We start from the raw sequence: 15,577 nt of genomic DNA, 5'->3' as shown, positions 1-15,577 counted from the left end.
GTCGGCTGCGTCGCTTACCAGCGCAGGCGCCGCTGCGCCAATGCGGCGCTCAACCGCGCATGCACCGCGCGCGCCTCGGCGTCGGGCAGGTAGCGCAGGCACAAGGCCACGCTGCCACTGGCACCGGCGGTATCCAGCCACACGCTGGCGGTCCCCAGCAGGCGATCCAGTGGGGAGCGGCTCAGGCGCAGCACCTGCAGTTTGTCCAGCTCGGCAAACCGCCACCAGCGCTGCCACCAGCCACCGCGCACGGCCACGTACTGGTCGTCCAGGTGATAGCCCATGCGGGCCATCTGGCGATGCGCGCGGAACGCCGACCACGGCAGCCACAGCAGGATCAGGGCGGCCCACGGCACCTCGTTCCACACCGCGGCCACGGCCACCAGCGGGACCCACACCGCCGTGCCCAGGCTCAGCCGCCACCAGCCGCGCTGCTGCACCGGTTGCCAGCGGGCGGGCGGCCACTGCACCTGCGGCAGCAGGTGCTGCACCAGGGCATCGGCCGCCTCGGGGGTGGCCAGCGGGGCCAGTTCGCGCAGGTCGCGGCGCTGGTTTTCTTCGGACACCCCGGCGGCAATGTCGATGCGTAGATGGCGGCGCCCGGCCCAGCGTTGCAGGGGGCTTTCGCGCAGCGTCCAAGCCTGGATGCGCCGCCGCGCCACGCTGCTGCGCAGGCGCGTGAGCAGGCCACTGACCACGGTGAGCCGGCGTTCGTGTTCGCTCAACTGGAAGCCGTAGTAACGCAACAGCGCCAGCGCCACTGAAAACACGCGCAGCAGCACCCAGAACGCGGCCACCGCCACCAGCGCCACCACCGCCCACACCCAGTCGGCCGGGTGCAGGCCATTGGCGTAGCCCAGCGCCTGGCGCCCGCCTTCCTCGATCGCGTCGGTCACGGTGCCATCGGGGAACAGCTGGAACGTCGCGCCCACGGCAGCCAGCACCACCACCCAGCCGCGGTTGGACAGCAGGCCGATGCGCACCACCTCCGGTGTGCTCAGTTGCAGCAGCACGCCGTCGTCGAGGGGCGGCGTGACCGCCTCTGCATCCGCATCCGTGGCCGCCGGCGTTGGCGCGCCCCCCTGGCCGCGGTGCCGCACCAGCTGTTCCAGCGCCAGCGCCTGGGACAGCTTCAGCACGCGCATTTCCGCCTCGGGCCGGGCGCCACCGGCCGATTCCAGGCGCAGTTCGGCCACCCCGAACAGACGGTGCAGCGGGTTCTGGTGCACCACCACGTTGTGGATGCGCGCGAAGGGAATCTCGCGCCGGTTGCGCGACACCACCCCGCTGCGCACGCTGATGGCGTCGCGGCCGATCCGGTAACGGTAGGTCAGGTACTGCAGCACCGAGGTGCCCACCAGCACCACGATCACTACCAGCGCGGCCAGGTAGGACCACATCTGATCGCGGTCGCCACGGTTGCCGAACACCAGCAGCGCCACCAGCGGCAGCAGGAACTGGCGCAGCTGCATCAGCAGCACGAACAGCCACGACCACCGGTGCAGGCGCTGCTCCTGCGGCGCATCGTTCAGCGCGGCCTCTGCCGGGGGCAGGCTGCTCACAGGGCGTCGTCGTCGCGGTCGAGCTGGTGGCCCAGCGTGTCGCGCAGGCGTTCGGCATCCTCGCCATCCAGCCCGCTCAGGCTCACCGCGCTGAAGCGGCTGCCGGCGGTGTGCACCACCAGCGTGGCCAGCCGGGCACTGCGTTCGATCGGTCCCCGGCGCAGGTCCAGGTGCTGCACGCGTGAGAGGGGCACGCGGGTTTCCTGCTGCCACATCAGGTCGCGGCGGACCCCCAGGCCTTGGGCGTCGAGCCGCCAGAAGGTGCGGCGCTGGCGGCGGTAACCAATGACCGCGCCGATTGCCGCGCCCAGCACCAGCATGCCGGCCGCGCCCAGCCAGCGCAGCGGCAGGTCCAGCAGCACCCAGGCCGTGGCGAGCCCGCCACCAAGCACGAGGGTGCCGGTGATGGCCCCGGCCACCGCCGCGATGGCAGCGGCACGTCGTGGCAGCGCCTGCCAGTCAGCGCTGGGCGGCAGCGGCGGCAACGCCGGCGGAGAGGGAATGGCAGGGGTGTCGATGGCGTCGGACAAGGCAGGGCGCTCGGCAAGGGACATGCCGGGCGTGCTGCTGGTGGCGGTGCGCCCGTCGCGCAGACGGTAGCAGGTTGCCGCGCGCTATTGCGCGGCCTGGATCAGCGCGTCGACGTCGAGCAGGTGGCCGGCCCGTTCGGCCTTGGTGCGCAGATACTGTTCGTTCTCGGCGGTGATATCGCCGGTGACCGGCACGCAGTCCACCACGTCGATGCCGGCATTGCGCAGCCGCTGCGCCTTGGTGGGGTTGTTGCTGAGCAGCTGCACGCGGTGCACGCCCAGCCCCTGCAGCATCGCCACCGCGCTGCCGTAGCGGCGTTCGTCGGCGCCGAAGCCCAGCTGCGCATCGGCGTCGATGGTGTCCAGGCCGTCGTGCTGGTAGCCGTAGGCGCGCATCTTGGCGGCGATGCCGGTGCCGCGGCCTTCCTGGTCCAGGTACAGCAGCACGCCGCCGCCCAGTTCCTTGAGCTTGCGCAGGCCGCGCCGCAGCTGGTCGCCGCAGTCGCACTTGAGCGAGCCGAACAGGTCGCCGGTGAGGCAGGACGAATGCACGCGCACCGGCACTACCCCGGACAGGTCCGGACTGCCGACGATGATCGCCACCTGGTCGCGCTGGGCCACGCCGCCGCGGAACACCGCAAATTCGGTCATGCCCACCTCGCGCAGCGGCACCGGCGAACGCGTCACCAGTTCATAGGCGTGGGCGGCCTGCTCGGCGCCCTGGTGCAGGTCGCACAGCGATACCTGTGCGCAATCATCGAAGCGGTGGTCGGTGTCCTCCAGCAGCACGCCCACCATGGCCGGCAGCAGCAGGCCCAGACGGGCGATTTCCACCGCGCCATCATCCAGCGCCTGCCCGGCCGACCAGCCTGCGGGCATCACTTCCGGTTCGCGCCGGTAGCTCAGCGAGGGCAGGGCGTCGAAGTCGATGCCCGCCAGCGGCACGCGCGCGCCATGCTCGGCGGCTACGCCCAGCACCCGCGCACGGGTGGCGGTGAGGAACAGGTAGTGGCGGTCGGCGGCGGCCTGGGCGAACGCGCTGAAGCTGCTGCGGGTGCTGCTGTCCAGGGCGATGAAGGCCAGGCGCTGGCCGTGGCCGTCGTCGATCACCACCGGGCGGCCCGCGCGCAGTTCGGCCACCGCCCGTTCGCAGCGGATCGCGGCCGGGTCGCCGAACAGGGAAGAAGCAGCATCAGACATGGCAGGGGCCGTGGGGGGACATCGTGGGTTCCACAGTGGGGACGGAAGGCGCCGTTTCCAATCGTGCCGGGGGCGCGACGCTGCGTCGCAGTCAGTGGGGGTGTTCCTCGGTGGCATAGGGGTCCACCTCGTCGCTGCCCGGCGGGCGCAACGTGTAACGCTTGTAGGTCCACTGGTACTGGGTGGGGTCGCGCCGGGCGATCCGCTCCAGCCCGGCGTTGAGGGCGGTTGCCGCCGTGCGCGGGTCGGGGTCGGCCACGGCCGGATCGGCCGGCTCGACGTGCAGGGCGAACTGCATGCCCGGGCCCACGCGCTCGCACCAGCCGTACAGCACGGTGGCCCCGGTCCGTTCAGCCAGCCGGTTGACCAGGGTCATGGTCAGCGCCTCCACCCCGAAGAACGGGGCGAACACGCCGTCGCCGGCTTTGGGCTGCTGGTCGGGCAGGATGCCGGTGGCGCCGCCGTCCTTGAGCACCTTGAACAGCTGGCGCACCGCCGGGCCCTCGGCCCGCACCTGCTGCACGTTGTCGCCGCCACGCACCAGCTGCAGGAAGGCATCGCCCACGGCTTCGTCGGGCGCCTTGTAGACGATGGCGATCGGCCCGCGCGAAGCCAGCCACTGGTTCAGCAGCTCCCAGTTGCCATGGTGGGGGGCGGCCACGATCACGCCCTTGCCGGCGGCCAGCGCCGCGTCGTACAGGGCTTCGCCATGGCGCTCGACCAGGCAGGCCAGGTTCTGCTCACGCGGGCGGGTCCACAGGCGCAGGGTTTCCAGCGCCTGCAGCGCGGTGGAGCGCAGCACCTCGCGGTGCATCTGCACCCGCTGGGCGTCGGTCAGGTCGGGGAAGGCCAGTTCCAGGTTGCGCCGGGTCACCCGGCTCTCGCGCGCATTGAGGGCGATCCACAGCCACGCCAGCGCATGGGCGACGCCGCGCAGCCAGGACCAGGGCAGACGGGTGAACAGGGCGGCGGCACGGTAGGCCAGGCGGGCGGTGGTATGCGGTTTCATCACGGGGAAGTCTAGCCGCTGGGACAATCGGCGTGGACCGGCCAGCGCGTTAAGGTAGCCGGCCCCCACCCCGGAAGCCCCGCCCATGCTCGTTCTCATCCAGCGCGTCACCCAGGCCAGCGTGTGTGTCGATGACGTGGCGGTGGGCCGGATCGGCCCGGGATTGCTGGCGCTGGTGGGCATGGAGCCCGGCGACAGCGAGGCGCAGATCGCGCGGATGGCCGATCGGGTGCTCGGCTACCGTGTGTTTGCCGATGAGGGCGGAAAAATGAACCGTTCGCTGGCCGATACCGGGGGCGGGCTGCTGCTGGTAAGCCAGTTCACCCTGGCTGCCGACACCGCCAGCGGGATGCGGCCGGGCTTCAGCACCGCCGCGCCGCCGGCCGAGGCTGAACGTGGATTCAACCGGTTGGTCGAGATCTGCAGGCAAAAACACGCCCCGGGGGTGGAAACAGGCCAGTTTGGTGCCCATATGGTTGTCAGCCTGGTCAACGATGGTCCGGTGACCTTCCTGCTCAGACCCTGACCCCCGGGACCACCGCCCGGGCGGTGGGGCGCCAGGCTGGTATAATGCTAGGTCCTATTCCTCTCCCTGCCGGTGGCGCGAGCACTACATGGCCAACGAACGTCCTGCCCAGCAAAACGACATCAAGCTTCTGATCAGCAAGGGCCTGGAACAGGGCTACCTGACCTACGCCGAAGTCAATGATCACCTGCCCGACGACATCGTCGACCCGGAGCAGATTGAAGACATCATCGGCATGATCAACGGCATGGGCATCGATGTCCATGAAGTTGCACCCGATGCAGAAACCCTGTTGCTCAACGATGGCAACACCGGCAACCGCGAAGTCGATGACACCGCGGCCGAAGAAGCTGCCGCCGCGCTGAGCGCGCTCGACACCGAAGGTGGTCGCACCACCGACCCGGTGCGCATGTACATGCGCGAAATGGGTACCGTCGAGCTGCTGACCCGCGAAGGCGAAATCGCCATCGCCAAGCGCATCGAAGAAGGCCTGGGCCAGGTCCAGGCGGCACTCGGCACCTTCCCGGTGTCGGTGGAATCGCTGCTGGCCGACTACGACGCGCACAAGGAAGGCAAGAAGCGCCTGGCCGAAGTGATCGTCGGCTTCAACGACCTGGTTGAAGAAGTCCCGGCCCCGGCCGTGGCCGAAGACACCAGCGACGACGCCGAAGACGACGCCGACGACGAAGACGACGGCGACGACGTTGAAGAAGAAGCCGGCCCGACTGGTCCGGACCCGGAAGAAGTTGCCCGCCGCATGCAGGCCCTGAGCGATGCGTACAGCGCGTTCAAGAAGGCCGCCGCCAAGGGCGACCGCAAGCCGCTGGCCAAGCTGCGCGACGACATGGCCGCCGTGTTCGTGACCCTGAAGCTGCCGCTGCCGCTGACCGACGTGCTGGTCAAGCAGCTGCGCGACGTCATGGCCGAGATCAAGTCCCACGAGCGCCGCGTGCTGAACCTGGCCACCGTGACCGCGCGCATGCCGCGCAAGGACTTCATCCGCTCCTGGGAAGGCAACCAGACCAACCTGGAGTGGGTGGAAGACGCACTGAAGCGCAAGCAGAAGTGGTCCTCGGCCCTGCGTGACGTGAAGGACCAGATCATCGCCGAGCAGCAGGCCACGCTCGACATCGAAAAGACCACCTGGCTGGAACTGGACGAGCTGAAGGAAATCAGCCGCGCCATGGCCTACGGTGAGGCGCGTGCGCGCAAGGCCAAGAAGGAAATGGTCGAGGCCAACCTGCGCCTGGTGATCTCCATCGCCAAGAAGTACACCAACCGCGGCCTGCAGTTCCTCGACCTGATCCAGGAAGGCAACATCGGTCTGATGAAGGCCGTCGACAAGTTCGAGTACCGCCGTGGTTACAAGTTCTCCACGTATGCCACCTGGTGGATCCGCCAGGCCATCACCCGTTCGATCGCCGATCAGGCGCGCACCATCCGTATTCCGGTGCACATGATCGAAACGATCAACAAGTTGAACCGCATTTCCCGCCAGATGCTCCAGCAGTACGGCCGCGAGGCCACGCCGGAGGAGCTGGCCAAGGAAATGGACATGCCGGAAGACAAGATCCGCAAGGTGATGAAGATCGCCAAGGAGCCGATCTCGATGGAAACCCCGATCGGCGACGACGAGGATTCGCATCTGGGCGACTTCATCGAGGACACCAACGTGGAGTCCCCGATCGAGAACACCACCAACATCAACTTGTCTGAAACCGTGCGCGACGTGCTGGCTGGCCTCACCCCGAGGGAAGCCAAGGTGCTGCGCATGCGCTTCGGCATCGACATGAACACCGACCACACCCTCGAGGAAGTGGGCAAGCAGTTCGACGTCACCCGCGAGCGTATCCGCCAGATCGAAGCCAAGGCGCTGCGCAAGCTGCGTCACCCGAGCCGGTCCGAGCAGCTGCGCAGCTTCCTGGATATCGATTGATCGATCCCGGCAGTTCGCGTTGAAATCCGACAAACCCCGCGCAAGCGGGGTTTGTTTTTTGGGGCGGCAGGTATGCCCGCGTGTGCAGCGGGCAGGTATGCGGATGCGGTAGGATGCGCGTCGCTTTACACCTGTGGATCAATGGAATGACGATGAAAAAAGGTTGGCTTGTCCTTGCTCTGTGCCCCTTCGCCGCGCTGGCCGCGGAGCCTCGGCAACCTGCCTGTAACGCAGCGGATTTCTACCAGACCCAACCCGACCTCACGGTCGGCCGCGTCGTGGATGCCGGCAACGTTGCGCTGGTGGGGGAGCGTCCCGGCTGCCTGGACACGCCGCAGGACAGCTGCCGCAGCGGCGATGACGTCGAACCGGGCAGCAGCCTGGTGATCGGCAGCCGCTGGAACGACTACTACTGCGTGCAGGTGCTTCCCCCCGGCAAGGACGTGGTGGGCTGGGCGCCCGCCGAGCGTGTCATGAAGACCGGGCACATGGCCGAAACCGACTTCACCAGCTGGCTGGGGTACTGGGACGGGCGCGGTGGTCGCGTGCTGGAGATCCGGTCCGAGGGACGCACGCTGCAGTTGAGCATGCTGCCACCGGGTGGCAAGGGCGCCGGCCGGCTGATTGGCAGCGCCGAGCCGATGGGTGACGAACTGTTCCTGGGTGAGGCGCCCTGCGAGGCGCGGGCCTCGCTGCAGGGCTCGAGTTTGGTGGTGACCGACAACGGGCAGTGCGCCACCCCGGCCGACAGCCTGCGGGGCGTTTACGGCAGCCGGGCGGTTGAGGAGCGGCTGGAGCGGCTGATGAAGCGGCTGGAAGACCGGTAGGTGAGCTGATATTACGTTTCGCGTTTCGTAACTTAATTACGGAGTTCTGTACGTCTGCGCTGGGATTGAACATATATCAATCAATTACTTATTAATTGATGTGGCTTGCGATCGACCAGAAGTTGGCGTATAGATTCGTAACTTAATTCGTCCCAAAACCCAGGTCATGGCCCGTCCTCGCGCGCTCCAGCTCCAGACGCTGTTCGACAGCCTGCCTGCCGGCGAGGTGGTGTCAGCGGCCGATCTCATTGATCGCCTCGGGGTCACCCGCACGACCTTGAGTCGTCTCGTGGCCGAGGCGGGGGAGCGCGTCGTCCGGATTGGCCGCACCCGCGCCACGGCCTATGCGGTCCGGCAGTACACCGCAGCCGGCAGCGAATGGCCGCTGTTCCGGCTGCGGCCCGATGCCAGGCTCGAAGAGCTGGGCACGGTCGTGGCACTCACGGGCGACACCTTCCACGTCGCGGTCAACGCCGCGCGACCGAATCTGACCCGTTCGCCAGACGAGACCGTCGAAGGCCACTTCCCGGGGCTGCCGTGGTACCTGGACGACCTGCGTCCGCAGGGGTTTCTCGGTCGCACCTTCGCGCATCGTCGCGGCCGGGATCTGGGCGTTCCCGACGACCTCAATCGATGGCAGCTGGCCGATACCCTGCAGGCGCTGGTGCGTGCAGGAGGGACCGAAATCGGAGATCTTCTGCTCGGCGGCGATGCGGTGGAGATGGCATTGCGCGGGCTCGACGCGCCGGGTGACCGGGTTCCGGCAGGGGAACGTGCACGCCGCTATCCCGAGCGTGCCGCGGCTGCACTGGAAGGCGAAGACGTCGGCTCATCGCCCGGTGGCGAGCAACCGAAGTTCACCGCCACGGTGGAGCATGATGGTGGCCGCTACGCAGCGCTGGTCAAGTTCGCGCAGCCCACCGCAGGGCAGGCCGCAGAGCGCTGGGCGGACCTGCTGGTCTGCGAGCACTTGGCCCTGCAGTGCCTGCGCGACGCTGGCATGCAGGCGGCAGCCTCAGAGATCCTCCAGACCGACACGCATACCTTCCTGGAGGTGCAGCGCTTCGACCGCACCGTCGACGTGCTCGGGAGGCGTGGTTTCGTCTCGTTGCTGGCGTTGTCATCGGCCTTCGTCGGCGATGTGACCCTGGACTGGGGAACGGCAGGCGACGCGCTGCTGTCGCAGGGCTGGGTAGATCGCGACGCGCAGGCCACCATGGGCAGGCTGCACGCGTTCGGCCGGCTTATCGGCAACAGCGACATGCATCAGGGCAATCTCGGCTTTCACCTCGTCGATCGCGGGCCGCTGGCGCTGGCACCGGTCTACGACATGCTGCCGATGTCACTTGCGCCTTCGCGCACCGGGGTACTCCGCGCGCCCACGCCGCTGGCGTCCGTCGCCCCGGAGCGCAGCGGCCAGCTTGCGCACCTGCAATGGGCGGCACCGCTGGCGGTGGATTACTGGCAGCGCGTGGCGGGATCGGCGCTGCTGCGCTCGGCGGTGCTGCGCGAGCTGGCGGCGGAGAATGCACGCCGGGTGCAGGCGATGGGGCAGCGTTTTGGATGATGTTTGGGTGTGCAGTGGAAAGCGTGCGGGGGGCTCCACTACACTGTGCAGCCGCAAGGGCCTATAGCTCAACGGTTAGAGCAGAGGACTCATAATCCTTTGGTTCCAGGTTCGAATCCTGGTGGGCCCACCACATCAGCATCCCGTAGTGCCGCATGTGGGTTGGAATCCTGCCTTGGTCCCGGTCCGAATTCCCAACCTCCCTGACTCATGTCGCCAGTCCATGCAGTTCGCGGTAGAACTGCTCAAGCGCCTTCAGTTCGCCCTCATAGTCGAAGTCTACGGTCTCCCGCTCCTTCAACCGTTCGAGTACGTCGAAGCGGAGTCCATCCACGCCGCCGCGATTCCACGCGGCTTGCAGCACTCTGTCTGCGTACTTGCCCATCAGCAGTTCAAAGCGAGCGCGATTGAGCGATGCATCAACATTGCGGCTCGCGCCCAGCAGGAGGTGGCCGCTTTCGCTGTCACGGATGGCATAGATGCCCATGGGCGGGAAGGCGTCGCGCGCCTGTCGTGCGGCCGCGCGCCGCGCCGCGCGCGACATCGGTGTGTTATCAACGTCCATCGTTCCCTTCCTTGTGACGGTAGTAGAGGCCATGCAGCACCAGCATGGTCAGGAATGCGGCAGGGACGGCCCAGAACAGGCCTGCCAGTCCGAAGCGCTGTTGCAGCGCCGCGGCGGCCGGCAACTCGATGCCAAGGATCGCCGCCATGCTCAGGAGCGCCGGGAGCAGCGCCGCACCGCTCGCACGCATCGCGCCCACAAGCACGTTGCTCCATCCGAGTAGCACTACACTCCAGGCCACCGTGCGCACGATGGTGACCGACACGTCCAGCACGGGCCCGGGCTCCAGGAAGACGCGCAGCGCAAACGGTGCGAGCAGATGCGCAGCAACCACGAACAGAGTGGTGACCATCGCGTTCACGCGCAGTCCCGTAGCTACGATTGCAGAGAGACGTTCCCGCCGTCCCGCGCCGACGGCATGCGCGCTGAAGATCGCGGCGGCAATGCCCAGGCTCATCGCGGGGAACTGCACCCAGCTCAGCACCTGCGTCGCTGCGCCGTAGGCAGCGGTTGCGGTTGAGCCGTGGCGGTTCACAAGGCTCAGCAGCACGATCTCGGCCAGCGCCATCGCCAGCATCTGCAGTGCGGCGGGCACGCCGATCTGCAGCATGCGCTTGGCGACGGCTGCACTGGGCCTGCAGTGCTGCCAGCCCGTGCGAGCGGCAAGCGGATGGCCGTTCCGACGCCAGCGATGCCTCAACACGACCAGCGCGGCAAGCTGTGCGAAGAGTGCAGATATGGCCACGCCGGTCACGCCCAAGGCGGTGTACGCCACCAGTAGCGGCGTGCACACCGCCCCTGCCAGCGTCGCGGCGAGCAAAGCCCACATCGGCGAGGTCGCATCTCCGGTACCGCGGCTCAACGACATGCCTGCCCACGAGACGAATACACAGGGCATCACCAGCAACATGGCGCGTGCATAGTCGATCGCGGCGGGCAGGATGTCCTGCGGCGTGCCAAGTGCTCGCATCAACCCTGGCGCACACCATGCACCGACCATGGCGACGACAAGCCCGACGCCAAACGCAGCCGACCAGGCTGTCGCAGCCACGCGCCGCAGTTGCGTCGCATCCCGCGCGCCCATTGCCTGGCCCGCCAGGATGGTGGCACCGGCACCCATCCCGATGATCAACGACAGCAGCAGGAAGAACACGGGAAAGAACGACGCCGCCGTCGCGATGCCGCGCACGCCGAGCAGGCGTCCGAGCCAGAAAGCATCGAGCAGTCCGCCCGCGCTTTGCATCGCGTGGGTCAGGATCAAGGGTGCCAGCAGTGCGAGGTAGCGCGCACGCAGCGTCGGTACCGGCGCGGTGGAGGATGGTGCGTCAGACGCGTTCATGCGGCCTTCCTGGCAATCGGGGGCATGCGGGTTCCCACAGCGCTGCGACCCGAGGCCGCGCTCTGGTTGGAAAGAGAAGGAAAAGGGACTCGGCTTAGGCGGGTACAGGCTCAGCGAGCTGCATGACGTACGTCCGCACGTCGTGCGGCCAGGCGAGCATCTGCGTCATCAGCCGCTCGTGGTCGTCGGCGAACAGCGCCCGCGAGGCTTCCTCGAAGCCGGGCATGTCGCCGGCCAGCGTGGACATTGCGTTATAGGCGCGGTCGCGCGCCTGGCGTGCGCGATCGGCGGCACCGCCCTTGCGCCGCGCGTCGTGTACGAGTTTGCGCAAGGCCACCGATGCGCCGCCCGGCTGCGCCGCGAGCCAGTCCCAGTGCTCCGGCAGAAGCGTCACTTCCCGCGCCACGACACCGAGTTTGGGCCGACCACGTCCTTTGGGAGGTTGGGGGCGGGCCACCACGGTGTAGCGTGCTGCAACCGCATCCTCGCCGCCGCCCAGATCCAGATCCACCGCCTGGCCGGTGTCATCGTTCAAGACCAGCGCATGCGTTTCGGGCTGCGTCTGCTGCGCTCGCAGTACGACCACGGCCACCTCGTGCAAGGGGCCGCAGATGAGACGGCGCGTCTCTACAAAGGCGGTATAGGTCGGGGGCGTGGTTCGGTCCATGCCGGAATAATGCCCGGGTAAAATTAAATCGTCAATAACACCCGGATAAATTACAGCCTTTCCGGTTCGATCAAGTCCCGTGCAATATCGGAAGCGGCCTGCAACGGCCGCGGCAGCGTCAGTCGCATGGCCCGAGCCGCCCGATACGACGGTACTCCCGCCGTATCCCCCTGTGTTGCCTGCGGACCAGCCACCCGGTCCCAACCATCCAGGCCACAGCCCAGGCCGCAAGACGAAGCGCAGCCTGTTTCCACTCGGCCGTGCCCAGCAGATGGCAGACGATCACGCTGGCCAGCGCGTAACCGCACAGCGCCAGCGCCGACATCTGCGCCAGCTTCAAGTGCCGCAGCCTGTTGCGCAGCTGCAGCGTCCGGATCGACGCGTAGACCGCCACCGGCGCGTGCGCGGCGACACGCTGGTCGCTCTGCTGTCGCAGCAGAAGGGTCCAGCTGGTAACGAGGAACACCGAGAAGAACGGGATCAGCAGCCATTGGCCAGGTGACAGACGCCCGTCCGCCGCGGGCCAGGTGAGCAGGGCGATGCCCGCGACCGTCACTGCAACCTCGAGGGTGACGCGCACGGCAGCGAGGCGGCGGTGCCGTTGGATCTTCCGGGCCATCGTTTCGGCCAGGCGGGATGGGGGCTGCTGCCGTTGCCAGAGCGCGCGCAGGGCGTCGTCATTGATGTCCATCGTGGATCTCCTGGAGTGCCTTGCGCGCCCGGTGTGCGCGCACGCCAACGTTGTCGGTGCTGATGCCGAGCATCTCGGCGATCTCCTTGTAGTCGAAACCCTCCAGTTGCAGCAGGAGGACCTGTCGTTGCGGCAGCGGGAGCAGGCGCAGTGCATCGAGCAGCCATTGACCGGCGGCGTCCCCAGGATCCGCTGCGGCATCGGCAATGGATTCCATGGCCGCCTGGTCCAGGTGGCCCGGGGCCGGGGCGCGCACCGCGTGCCGCACGTGGCTGGCGCCAAGGTTGTGGGCGATGCGAAGCATGTAGGCCGGAAGCCGGGCGGGGTCACGCAGTCGCGGCAGGCCTTGCCACACCGCCAGAAGCACCTCCTGGACAAGGTCTTCGTGTGCAACCGGGTCGCGCTCGTAGGCGCGTACCGTCCGCCATACACGCGGCAGGTGCTGTTGGACATCGGACCACAGCGGGTGCATCAGGCGGTGCCTCCATAGGGACATGCACACAGTCGTAGAACGGGAGCAATTTCTTACACGTCGTTCTTCGCTGCGTGAGCGGTAAGAAACCCGCGCCCGGAGGGTACTACCCAAGGGACTGGCATGTTCATCGCGAACCGACGTCAGCCAAGACCACACAGAGAGGAACACCCATGCGAAAGACGATCGAACACCTGGCCACAGCGCTGGGCCGTTCCAAGGGAAAGAAGCAGGTCCTTGCCGTGGGCGGCGTGCTCTGCCTGGCAGCGTGGGCTACGTTTGCGCTGTCGATGGCGATCGGCGTCGGGACCACCGCGCGGGTTGCCCTGCTGAGCGTGGCCCTTGTGGCTACCGAGGTGCTGTTCTGGGCGGCGGCGGCCCTGTTGGGCCTTACCGTCTTCCAGCTGCGCCGGACGCTGCTGGGCAGGCTTCTGCCTGGGAGGCGCGACGATGCCGCGTAATCTCAGACAGGTAGTGATCGCGTTCCTGGCCTGCGTGCCCTTGCTGGGCTGCCACGTGGCGGCCAGGACGGGTGGGGGGCGCGCAGGCGTGCTCTATCACGGCTTCTCGCTCGTTGATCCCTTGGCGCAGCGCGTGGTGGAGGACGCCTACATCCTGGTGGACGACGGCAGGATAGCGTCGGTCGGCGCAGGTGCGTGGACGGGCAGGCCGCCGGAGCGTTCGGTGGACATGACGGGCCACTATGCGCTGCCAGGGCTCATTGATGGGCATGCGCACATCACCTCGGGGCCGCACAGCGTCGAGGTGGTCGATGGTGCGCCGACCATCCGCATTCCGAGTGTCGATGCGATCACCCGGTACAACGCAGCCGTTGCGCTCGCGTTCGGCATCACCACGGTGCGCAACCCCGGCGGCGACCCGGCCGCGAATGCCCATTACGATGCACAGATCCGGCGTGGCGCCTGGCGGGGGCCCGAGGCACTGCATGCGGGCGCTGTCATCCAGCCGCCGCCGTTTGGCGGTGCCGCATTCGCCTACCCGCGCTCGGAGGCGGAATGGGACGCCGAAGCCCGGCGACAGGCGGGCATGGGCATGCGCTACTTCAAGCTCTACAGCGGGCTGGATGCCGATGAACTCCACCAGGGTATCCAGGCCGCGCATCGGCACGGGCTCAAGGCGATCGCACATCTGGATACCATCAGCTGGACGCAGGCAGCCCGGCTTGGCATCGATGGTCTGGAACACACGCTGCCCACCAGCGCCGATCTGCTTGAGCCCGAGCAGCGCGCCCTTTACCTGGCAGAGCGGGGTGCCGACGCACGGTACCTGTTCCGTTGGTTTGAACTGGCGGCGTTCGACGGTCCACTCATCCAGGAGATGCTCGCCGAACTGGCCCAGCGACGCGTGGTGGTGAGCACCACGCTGGGTGTCAACGCGTTGGCCTACAACAGTGACCGCCTGGACACGGTGCTCCCCCTCGAAGACAGGGCCTACATGCATCCGGCCAACCTCGAGGCGTTGCTGTCCTTTCTGCCGCGCATGGACGAAGCGGATCACCAGCGCGCGCGGGCCGTGATGCCCAAGGTGCTGGAGCTGGCGCGAAGACTGCATGGTGCGGGCGTGCCGATCCTGGTGGGCACCGATGGCAATGGGGGCGGCCCGGCATACAGCCGCGAACTGGACCTGCACATGCGCGCCGGCCTCGGTACCTGGGCGGTGCTCCGGCTGGCCACATCCGATGCCGCCGACCTGCTCGGTATCGGCGACCGGACCGGGCGCATTGCGGAAGGTATGGAGGCGGACATCGCCTTCTTCGGCAGCAACCCGCTTGCCGATCCCGGGAACCTGCGTGACGTGACGCTTGTGCTCGCCGATGGAAACGCCGCAACGCCCGAGGAGATTCTTCGCACCGTCGACTGGGCGCCACCGGTACCGGGCGTCGCGCATCGGTAGTACCCCCAACGACCTCTCCGGTTCGCCGCCGACGTGCGCGTCGGTGGCGTGCGGAGCAGCGACGCACCTGCGGGCTTGTTGCGGACCACTACAGCAAGGCGGGAGAATGAACATTCTGACCGCATCCCCCCGTCGGAAGGTCGCACCTGTCATGGACATCATCAGCCACATCGTCGGCGCCGTACTCGATGCATTTGGCCGACCGGGCAGTCGCTGGGCGTGGGTAGGCCTGATCGGGTGCGCCGTGCTCATCGGCGTGGCCTGCACGGTGTTGCTGTCCAGATAGCAGCACCGACCACCGGAAAAGGCAATGAATCTGCGCAGGAAATCACTGGCCGAGCTTTACATCGAGCGCGACGCCCTCCAGGCGGAGATGGCGGATCACGCTGCACGCCTTGCGGGCCGGCAGGCATCGGCCGAGCAGTTCGCGCCGGCACTGATGCCCCAGGCGGAGCGTCTGGTCGCGATACGGGCGCAGATCCTGCGCAGAACACCGGCCCGTGAGTTGATGGCGCGCTACCGCCTGCTTGAGAAGCAGGCCGGGGAAACGTCTGCACGCACGGCGGCCGAGCAACGCACGCTGGACACGGAGCTGCTTGACCTGAAGCTGCATTTCGCCAACCCGCGGCGCCGGCCATTGACCCTGAAGACGTTCCTGGTCCTGGCGGCCGTGGTGGCCGCGATGCTCTACCTGCCGAAGCTGATCGTCGCGCTGTTGCCGTAAGCACCCCCCGCCCGGGACAGTGCGCCCGTGCAGGTGGCCAGACGGAAA

Annotated in this window: 17 protein-coding genes and 1 tRNA gene; 9 read left to right on the top strand and 9 right to left on the bottom strand. The window is 67.7% G+C overall.

Features of this window, described 5'->3' with window-relative positions; translation table 11 throughout:
- Positions 1-14: 14 nt before the first annotated feature.
- The 4 genes from ABIA71_RS08615 to ABIA71_RS08600 form a co-directional block, all read right to left on the bottom strand.
- Positions 15-1,562, bottom strand: a complete 1,548-nt coding sequence (locus ABIA71_RS08615; RefSeq protein WP_354284770.1) for a PH domain-containing protein — start codon at positions 1,560-1,562, stop codon at positions 15-17.
- Entirely contained in the window at positions 1,559-2,116 is a 558-nt protein-coding gene (locus ABIA71_RS08610; RefSeq protein ID WP_354284768.1) for a PH domain-containing protein, read from the bottom strand. The genes ABIA71_RS08615 and ABIA71_RS08610 overlap by 4 nt, the downstream gene beginning before the upstream one ends.
- Before the next feature lie 60 nt (positions 2,117-2,176).
- Entirely contained in the window at positions 2,177-3,292 is a 1,116-nt protein-coding gene (gene ribA / locus ABIA71_RS08605) for a GTP cyclohydrolase II RibA (RefSeq protein ID WP_354284766.1), read from the bottom strand.
- A 91-nt stretch (positions 3,293-3,383) separates the two neighbouring features.
- Positions 3,384-4,301 carry a lauroyl acyltransferase gene (locus tag ABIA71_RS08600; RefSeq protein ID WP_354284764.1) on the bottom strand — a complete coding sequence of 306 codons (918 nt, stop codon included), beginning with the start codon at positions 4,299-4,301 and terminating at the stop codon, positions 3,384-3,386.
- An 85-nt stretch (positions 4,302-4,386) separates the two neighbouring features.
- Here ABIA71_RS08600 and dtd point away from each other — a divergent pair, with 85 nt between their 5' ends.
- From dtd to ABIA71_RS08575, 5 genes are all read left to right on the top strand, one after another.
- Positions 4,387-4,827, top strand: coding sequence for a D-aminoacyl-tRNA deacylase (dtd, locus tag ABIA71_RS08595; protein WP_354284762.1), 441 nt, complete (start codon positions 4,387-4,389; stop codon positions 4,825-4,827).
- Between the two features lie 88 nt (positions 4,828-4,915).
- Positions 4,916-6,763 carry an RNA polymerase sigma factor RpoD gene (rpoD, locus tag ABIA71_RS08590; protein ID WP_038686002.1) on the top strand — a complete coding sequence of 616 codons (1,848 nt, stop codon included), beginning with the start codon at positions 4,916-4,918 and terminating at the stop codon, positions 6,761-6,763.
- A gap of 152 nt (positions 6,764-6,915) precedes the next feature.
- Positions 6,916-7,590 carry a hypothetical protein gene (locus ABIA71_RS08585; RefSeq protein WP_354284760.1) on the top strand — a complete coding sequence of 225 codons (675 nt, stop codon included), beginning with the start codon at positions 6,916-6,918 and terminating at the stop codon, positions 7,588-7,590.
- A 166-nt stretch (positions 7,591-7,756) separates the two neighbouring features.
- Positions 7,757-9,157: a type II toxin-antitoxin system HipA family toxin YjjJ gene (gene yjjJ / locus ABIA71_RS08580; RefSeq protein WP_354284758.1), complete on the top strand. Its 1,401-nt coding sequence runs from the start codon at positions 7,757-7,759 to the stop codon at positions 9,155-9,157.
- Positions 9,158-9,214: 57 nt separating this feature from the next.
- A tRNA-Ile gene (locus ABIA71_RS08575) sits at positions 9,215-9,290 on the top strand.
- 75 nt (positions 9,291-9,365) lie between these two features.
- On the opposite strand, the gene ABIA71_RS08570 is transcribed toward ABIA71_RS08575, so the two are convergent.
- The 5 genes from ABIA71_RS08570 to ABIA71_RS08550 form a co-directional block, all read right to left on the bottom strand.
- Positions 9,366-9,722 carry a GIY-YIG nuclease family protein gene (locus tag ABIA71_RS08570; RefSeq protein WP_354284756.1) on the bottom strand — a complete coding sequence of 119 codons (357 nt, stop codon included), beginning with the start codon at positions 9,720-9,722 and terminating at the stop codon, positions 9,366-9,368.
- Positions 9,712-11,061, bottom strand: coding sequence for an MATE family efflux transporter (locus ABIA71_RS08565; protein WP_354284755.1), 1,350 nt, complete (start codon positions 11,059-11,061; stop codon positions 9,712-9,714). The genes ABIA71_RS08570 and ABIA71_RS08565 overlap by 11 nt, the downstream gene beginning before the upstream one ends.
- A gap of 94 nt (positions 11,062-11,155) precedes the next feature.
- Entirely contained in the window at positions 11,156-11,728 is a 573-nt protein-coding gene (locus ABIA71_RS08560) for a DUF2239 family protein (RefSeq protein ID WP_354284753.1), read from the bottom strand.
- 118 nt (positions 11,729-11,846) lie between these two features.
- Entirely contained in the window at positions 11,847-12,419 is a 573-nt protein-coding gene (locus ABIA71_RS08555; protein WP_354284751.1) for a hypothetical protein, read from the bottom strand.
- On the bottom strand, positions 12,406-12,915 hold the full coding sequence (locus tag ABIA71_RS08550; protein WP_354284749.1) for an RNA polymerase sigma factor: 510 nt from the start codon (positions 12,913-12,915) through the stop codon (positions 12,406-12,408). The genes ABIA71_RS08555 and ABIA71_RS08550 overlap by 14 nt, the downstream gene beginning before the upstream one ends.
- 149 nt (positions 12,916-13,064) lie before the next feature.
- Here ABIA71_RS08550 and ABIA71_RS08545 point away from each other — a divergent pair, with 149 nt between their 5' ends.
- From ABIA71_RS08545 to ABIA71_RS08530, 4 genes are all read left to right on the top strand, one after another.
- Positions 13,065-13,352, top strand: a complete 288-nt coding sequence (locus ABIA71_RS08545) for a hypothetical protein (protein WP_354284747.1) — start codon at positions 13,065-13,067, stop codon at positions 13,350-13,352.
- Entirely contained in the window at positions 13,342-14,805 is a 1,464-nt protein-coding gene (locus ABIA71_RS08540; RefSeq protein WP_354284745.1) for an amidohydrolase family protein, read from the top strand. Before ABIA71_RS08545 ends, ABIA71_RS08540 begins: the two co-directional genes overlap by 11 nt.
- A 106-nt stretch (positions 14,806-14,911) precedes the next feature.
- Positions 14,912-15,091: a hypothetical protein gene (locus ABIA71_RS08535; protein WP_354284743.1), complete on the top strand. Its 180-nt coding sequence runs from the start codon at positions 14,912-14,914 to the stop codon at positions 15,089-15,091.
- 24 nt (positions 15,092-15,115) lie between these two features.
- The gene (locus tag ABIA71_RS08530) at positions 15,116-15,529 is read left to right on the top strand and encodes a hypothetical protein (RefSeq protein ID WP_354284741.1); all 414 of its coding nucleotides are present in this window, start codon (positions 15,116-15,118) and stop codon (positions 15,527-15,529) included.
- Positions 15,530-15,577: the final 48 nt, after the last annotated feature.

This window comes from Stenotrophomonas sp. 2619 (assembly GCF_040548725.1).
In the GTDB taxonomy this organism is placed as follows: domain Bacteria; phylum Pseudomonadota; class Gammaproteobacteria; order Xanthomonadales; family Xanthomonadaceae; genus Stenotrophomonas; species Stenotrophomonas maltophilia_AP.
This window is presented reverse-complemented; position numbering and strand designations above follow the sequence as displayed.

What these genes read in the sequence shown, in the direction of transcription:
- ABIA71_RS08610 (WP_354284768.1), bottom strand. Translation starts at nt 2,116, where the DNA reads ATGTCCCTTGCCGAGCGCCCTGCCTTGTCCGACGCCATCGACACCCCT.
- ribA (WP_354284766.1), bottom strand. Translation starts at nt 3,292, where the DNA reads ATGTCTGATGCTGCTTCTTCCCTGTTCGGCGACCCGGCCGCGATCCGC.
- ABIA71_RS08600 (WP_354284764.1), bottom strand. Translation starts at nt 4,301, where the DNA reads ATGAAACCGCATACCACCGCCCGCCTGGCCTACCGTGCCGCCGCCCTG.
- dtd (WP_354284762.1), top strand. Translation starts at nt 4,387, where the DNA reads ATGCTCGTTCTCATCCAGCGCGTCACCCAGGCCAGCGTGTGTGTCGAT.
- rpoD (WP_038686002.1), top strand. Translation starts at nt 4,916, where the DNA reads ATGGCCAACGAACGTCCTGCCCAGCAAAACGACATCAAGCTTCTGATC.
- ABIA71_RS08585 (WP_354284760.1), top strand. Translation starts at nt 6,916, where the DNA reads ATGAAAAAAGGTTGGCTTGTCCTTGCTCTGTGCCCCTTCGCCGCGCTG.
- yjjJ (WP_354284758.1), top strand. Translation starts at nt 7,757, where the DNA reads ATGGCCCGTCCTCGCGCGCTCCAGCTCCAGACGCTGTTCGACAGCCTG.
- ABIA71_RS08570 (WP_354284756.1), bottom strand. Translation starts at nt 9,722, where the DNA reads ATGGACGTTGATAACACACCGATGTCGCGCGCGGCGCGGCGCGCGGCC.
- ABIA71_RS08565 (WP_354284755.1), bottom strand. Translation starts at nt 11,061, where the DNA reads ATGAACGCGTCTGACGCACCATCCTCCACCGCGCCGGTACCGACGCTG.
- ABIA71_RS08560 (WP_354284753.1), bottom strand. Translation starts at nt 11,728, where the DNA reads ATGGACCGAACCACGCCCCCGACCTATACCGCCTTTGTAGAGACGCGC.
- ABIA71_RS08555 (WP_354284751.1), bottom strand. Translation starts at nt 12,419, where the DNA reads ATGGACATCAATGACGACGCCCTGCGCGCGCTCTGGCAACGGCAGCAG.
- ABIA71_RS08550 (WP_354284749.1), bottom strand. Translation starts at nt 12,915, where the DNA reads ATGTCCCTATGGAGGCACCGCCTGATGCACCCGCTGTGGTCCGATGTC.
- ABIA71_RS08545 (WP_354284747.1), top strand. Translation starts at nt 13,065, where the DNA reads ATGCGAAAGACGATCGAACACCTGGCCACAGCGCTGGGCCGTTCCAAG.
- ABIA71_RS08540 (WP_354284745.1), top strand. Translation starts at nt 13,342, where the DNA reads ATGCCGCGTAATCTCAGACAGGTAGTGATCGCGTTCCTGGCCTGCGTG.
- ABIA71_RS08535 (WP_354284743.1), top strand. Translation starts at nt 14,912, where the DNA reads ATGAACATTCTGACCGCATCCCCCCGTCGGAAGGTCGCACCTGTCATG.
- ABIA71_RS08530 (WP_354284741.1), top strand. Translation starts at nt 15,116, where the DNA reads ATGAATCTGCGCAGGAAATCACTGGCCGAGCTTTACATCGAGCGCGAC.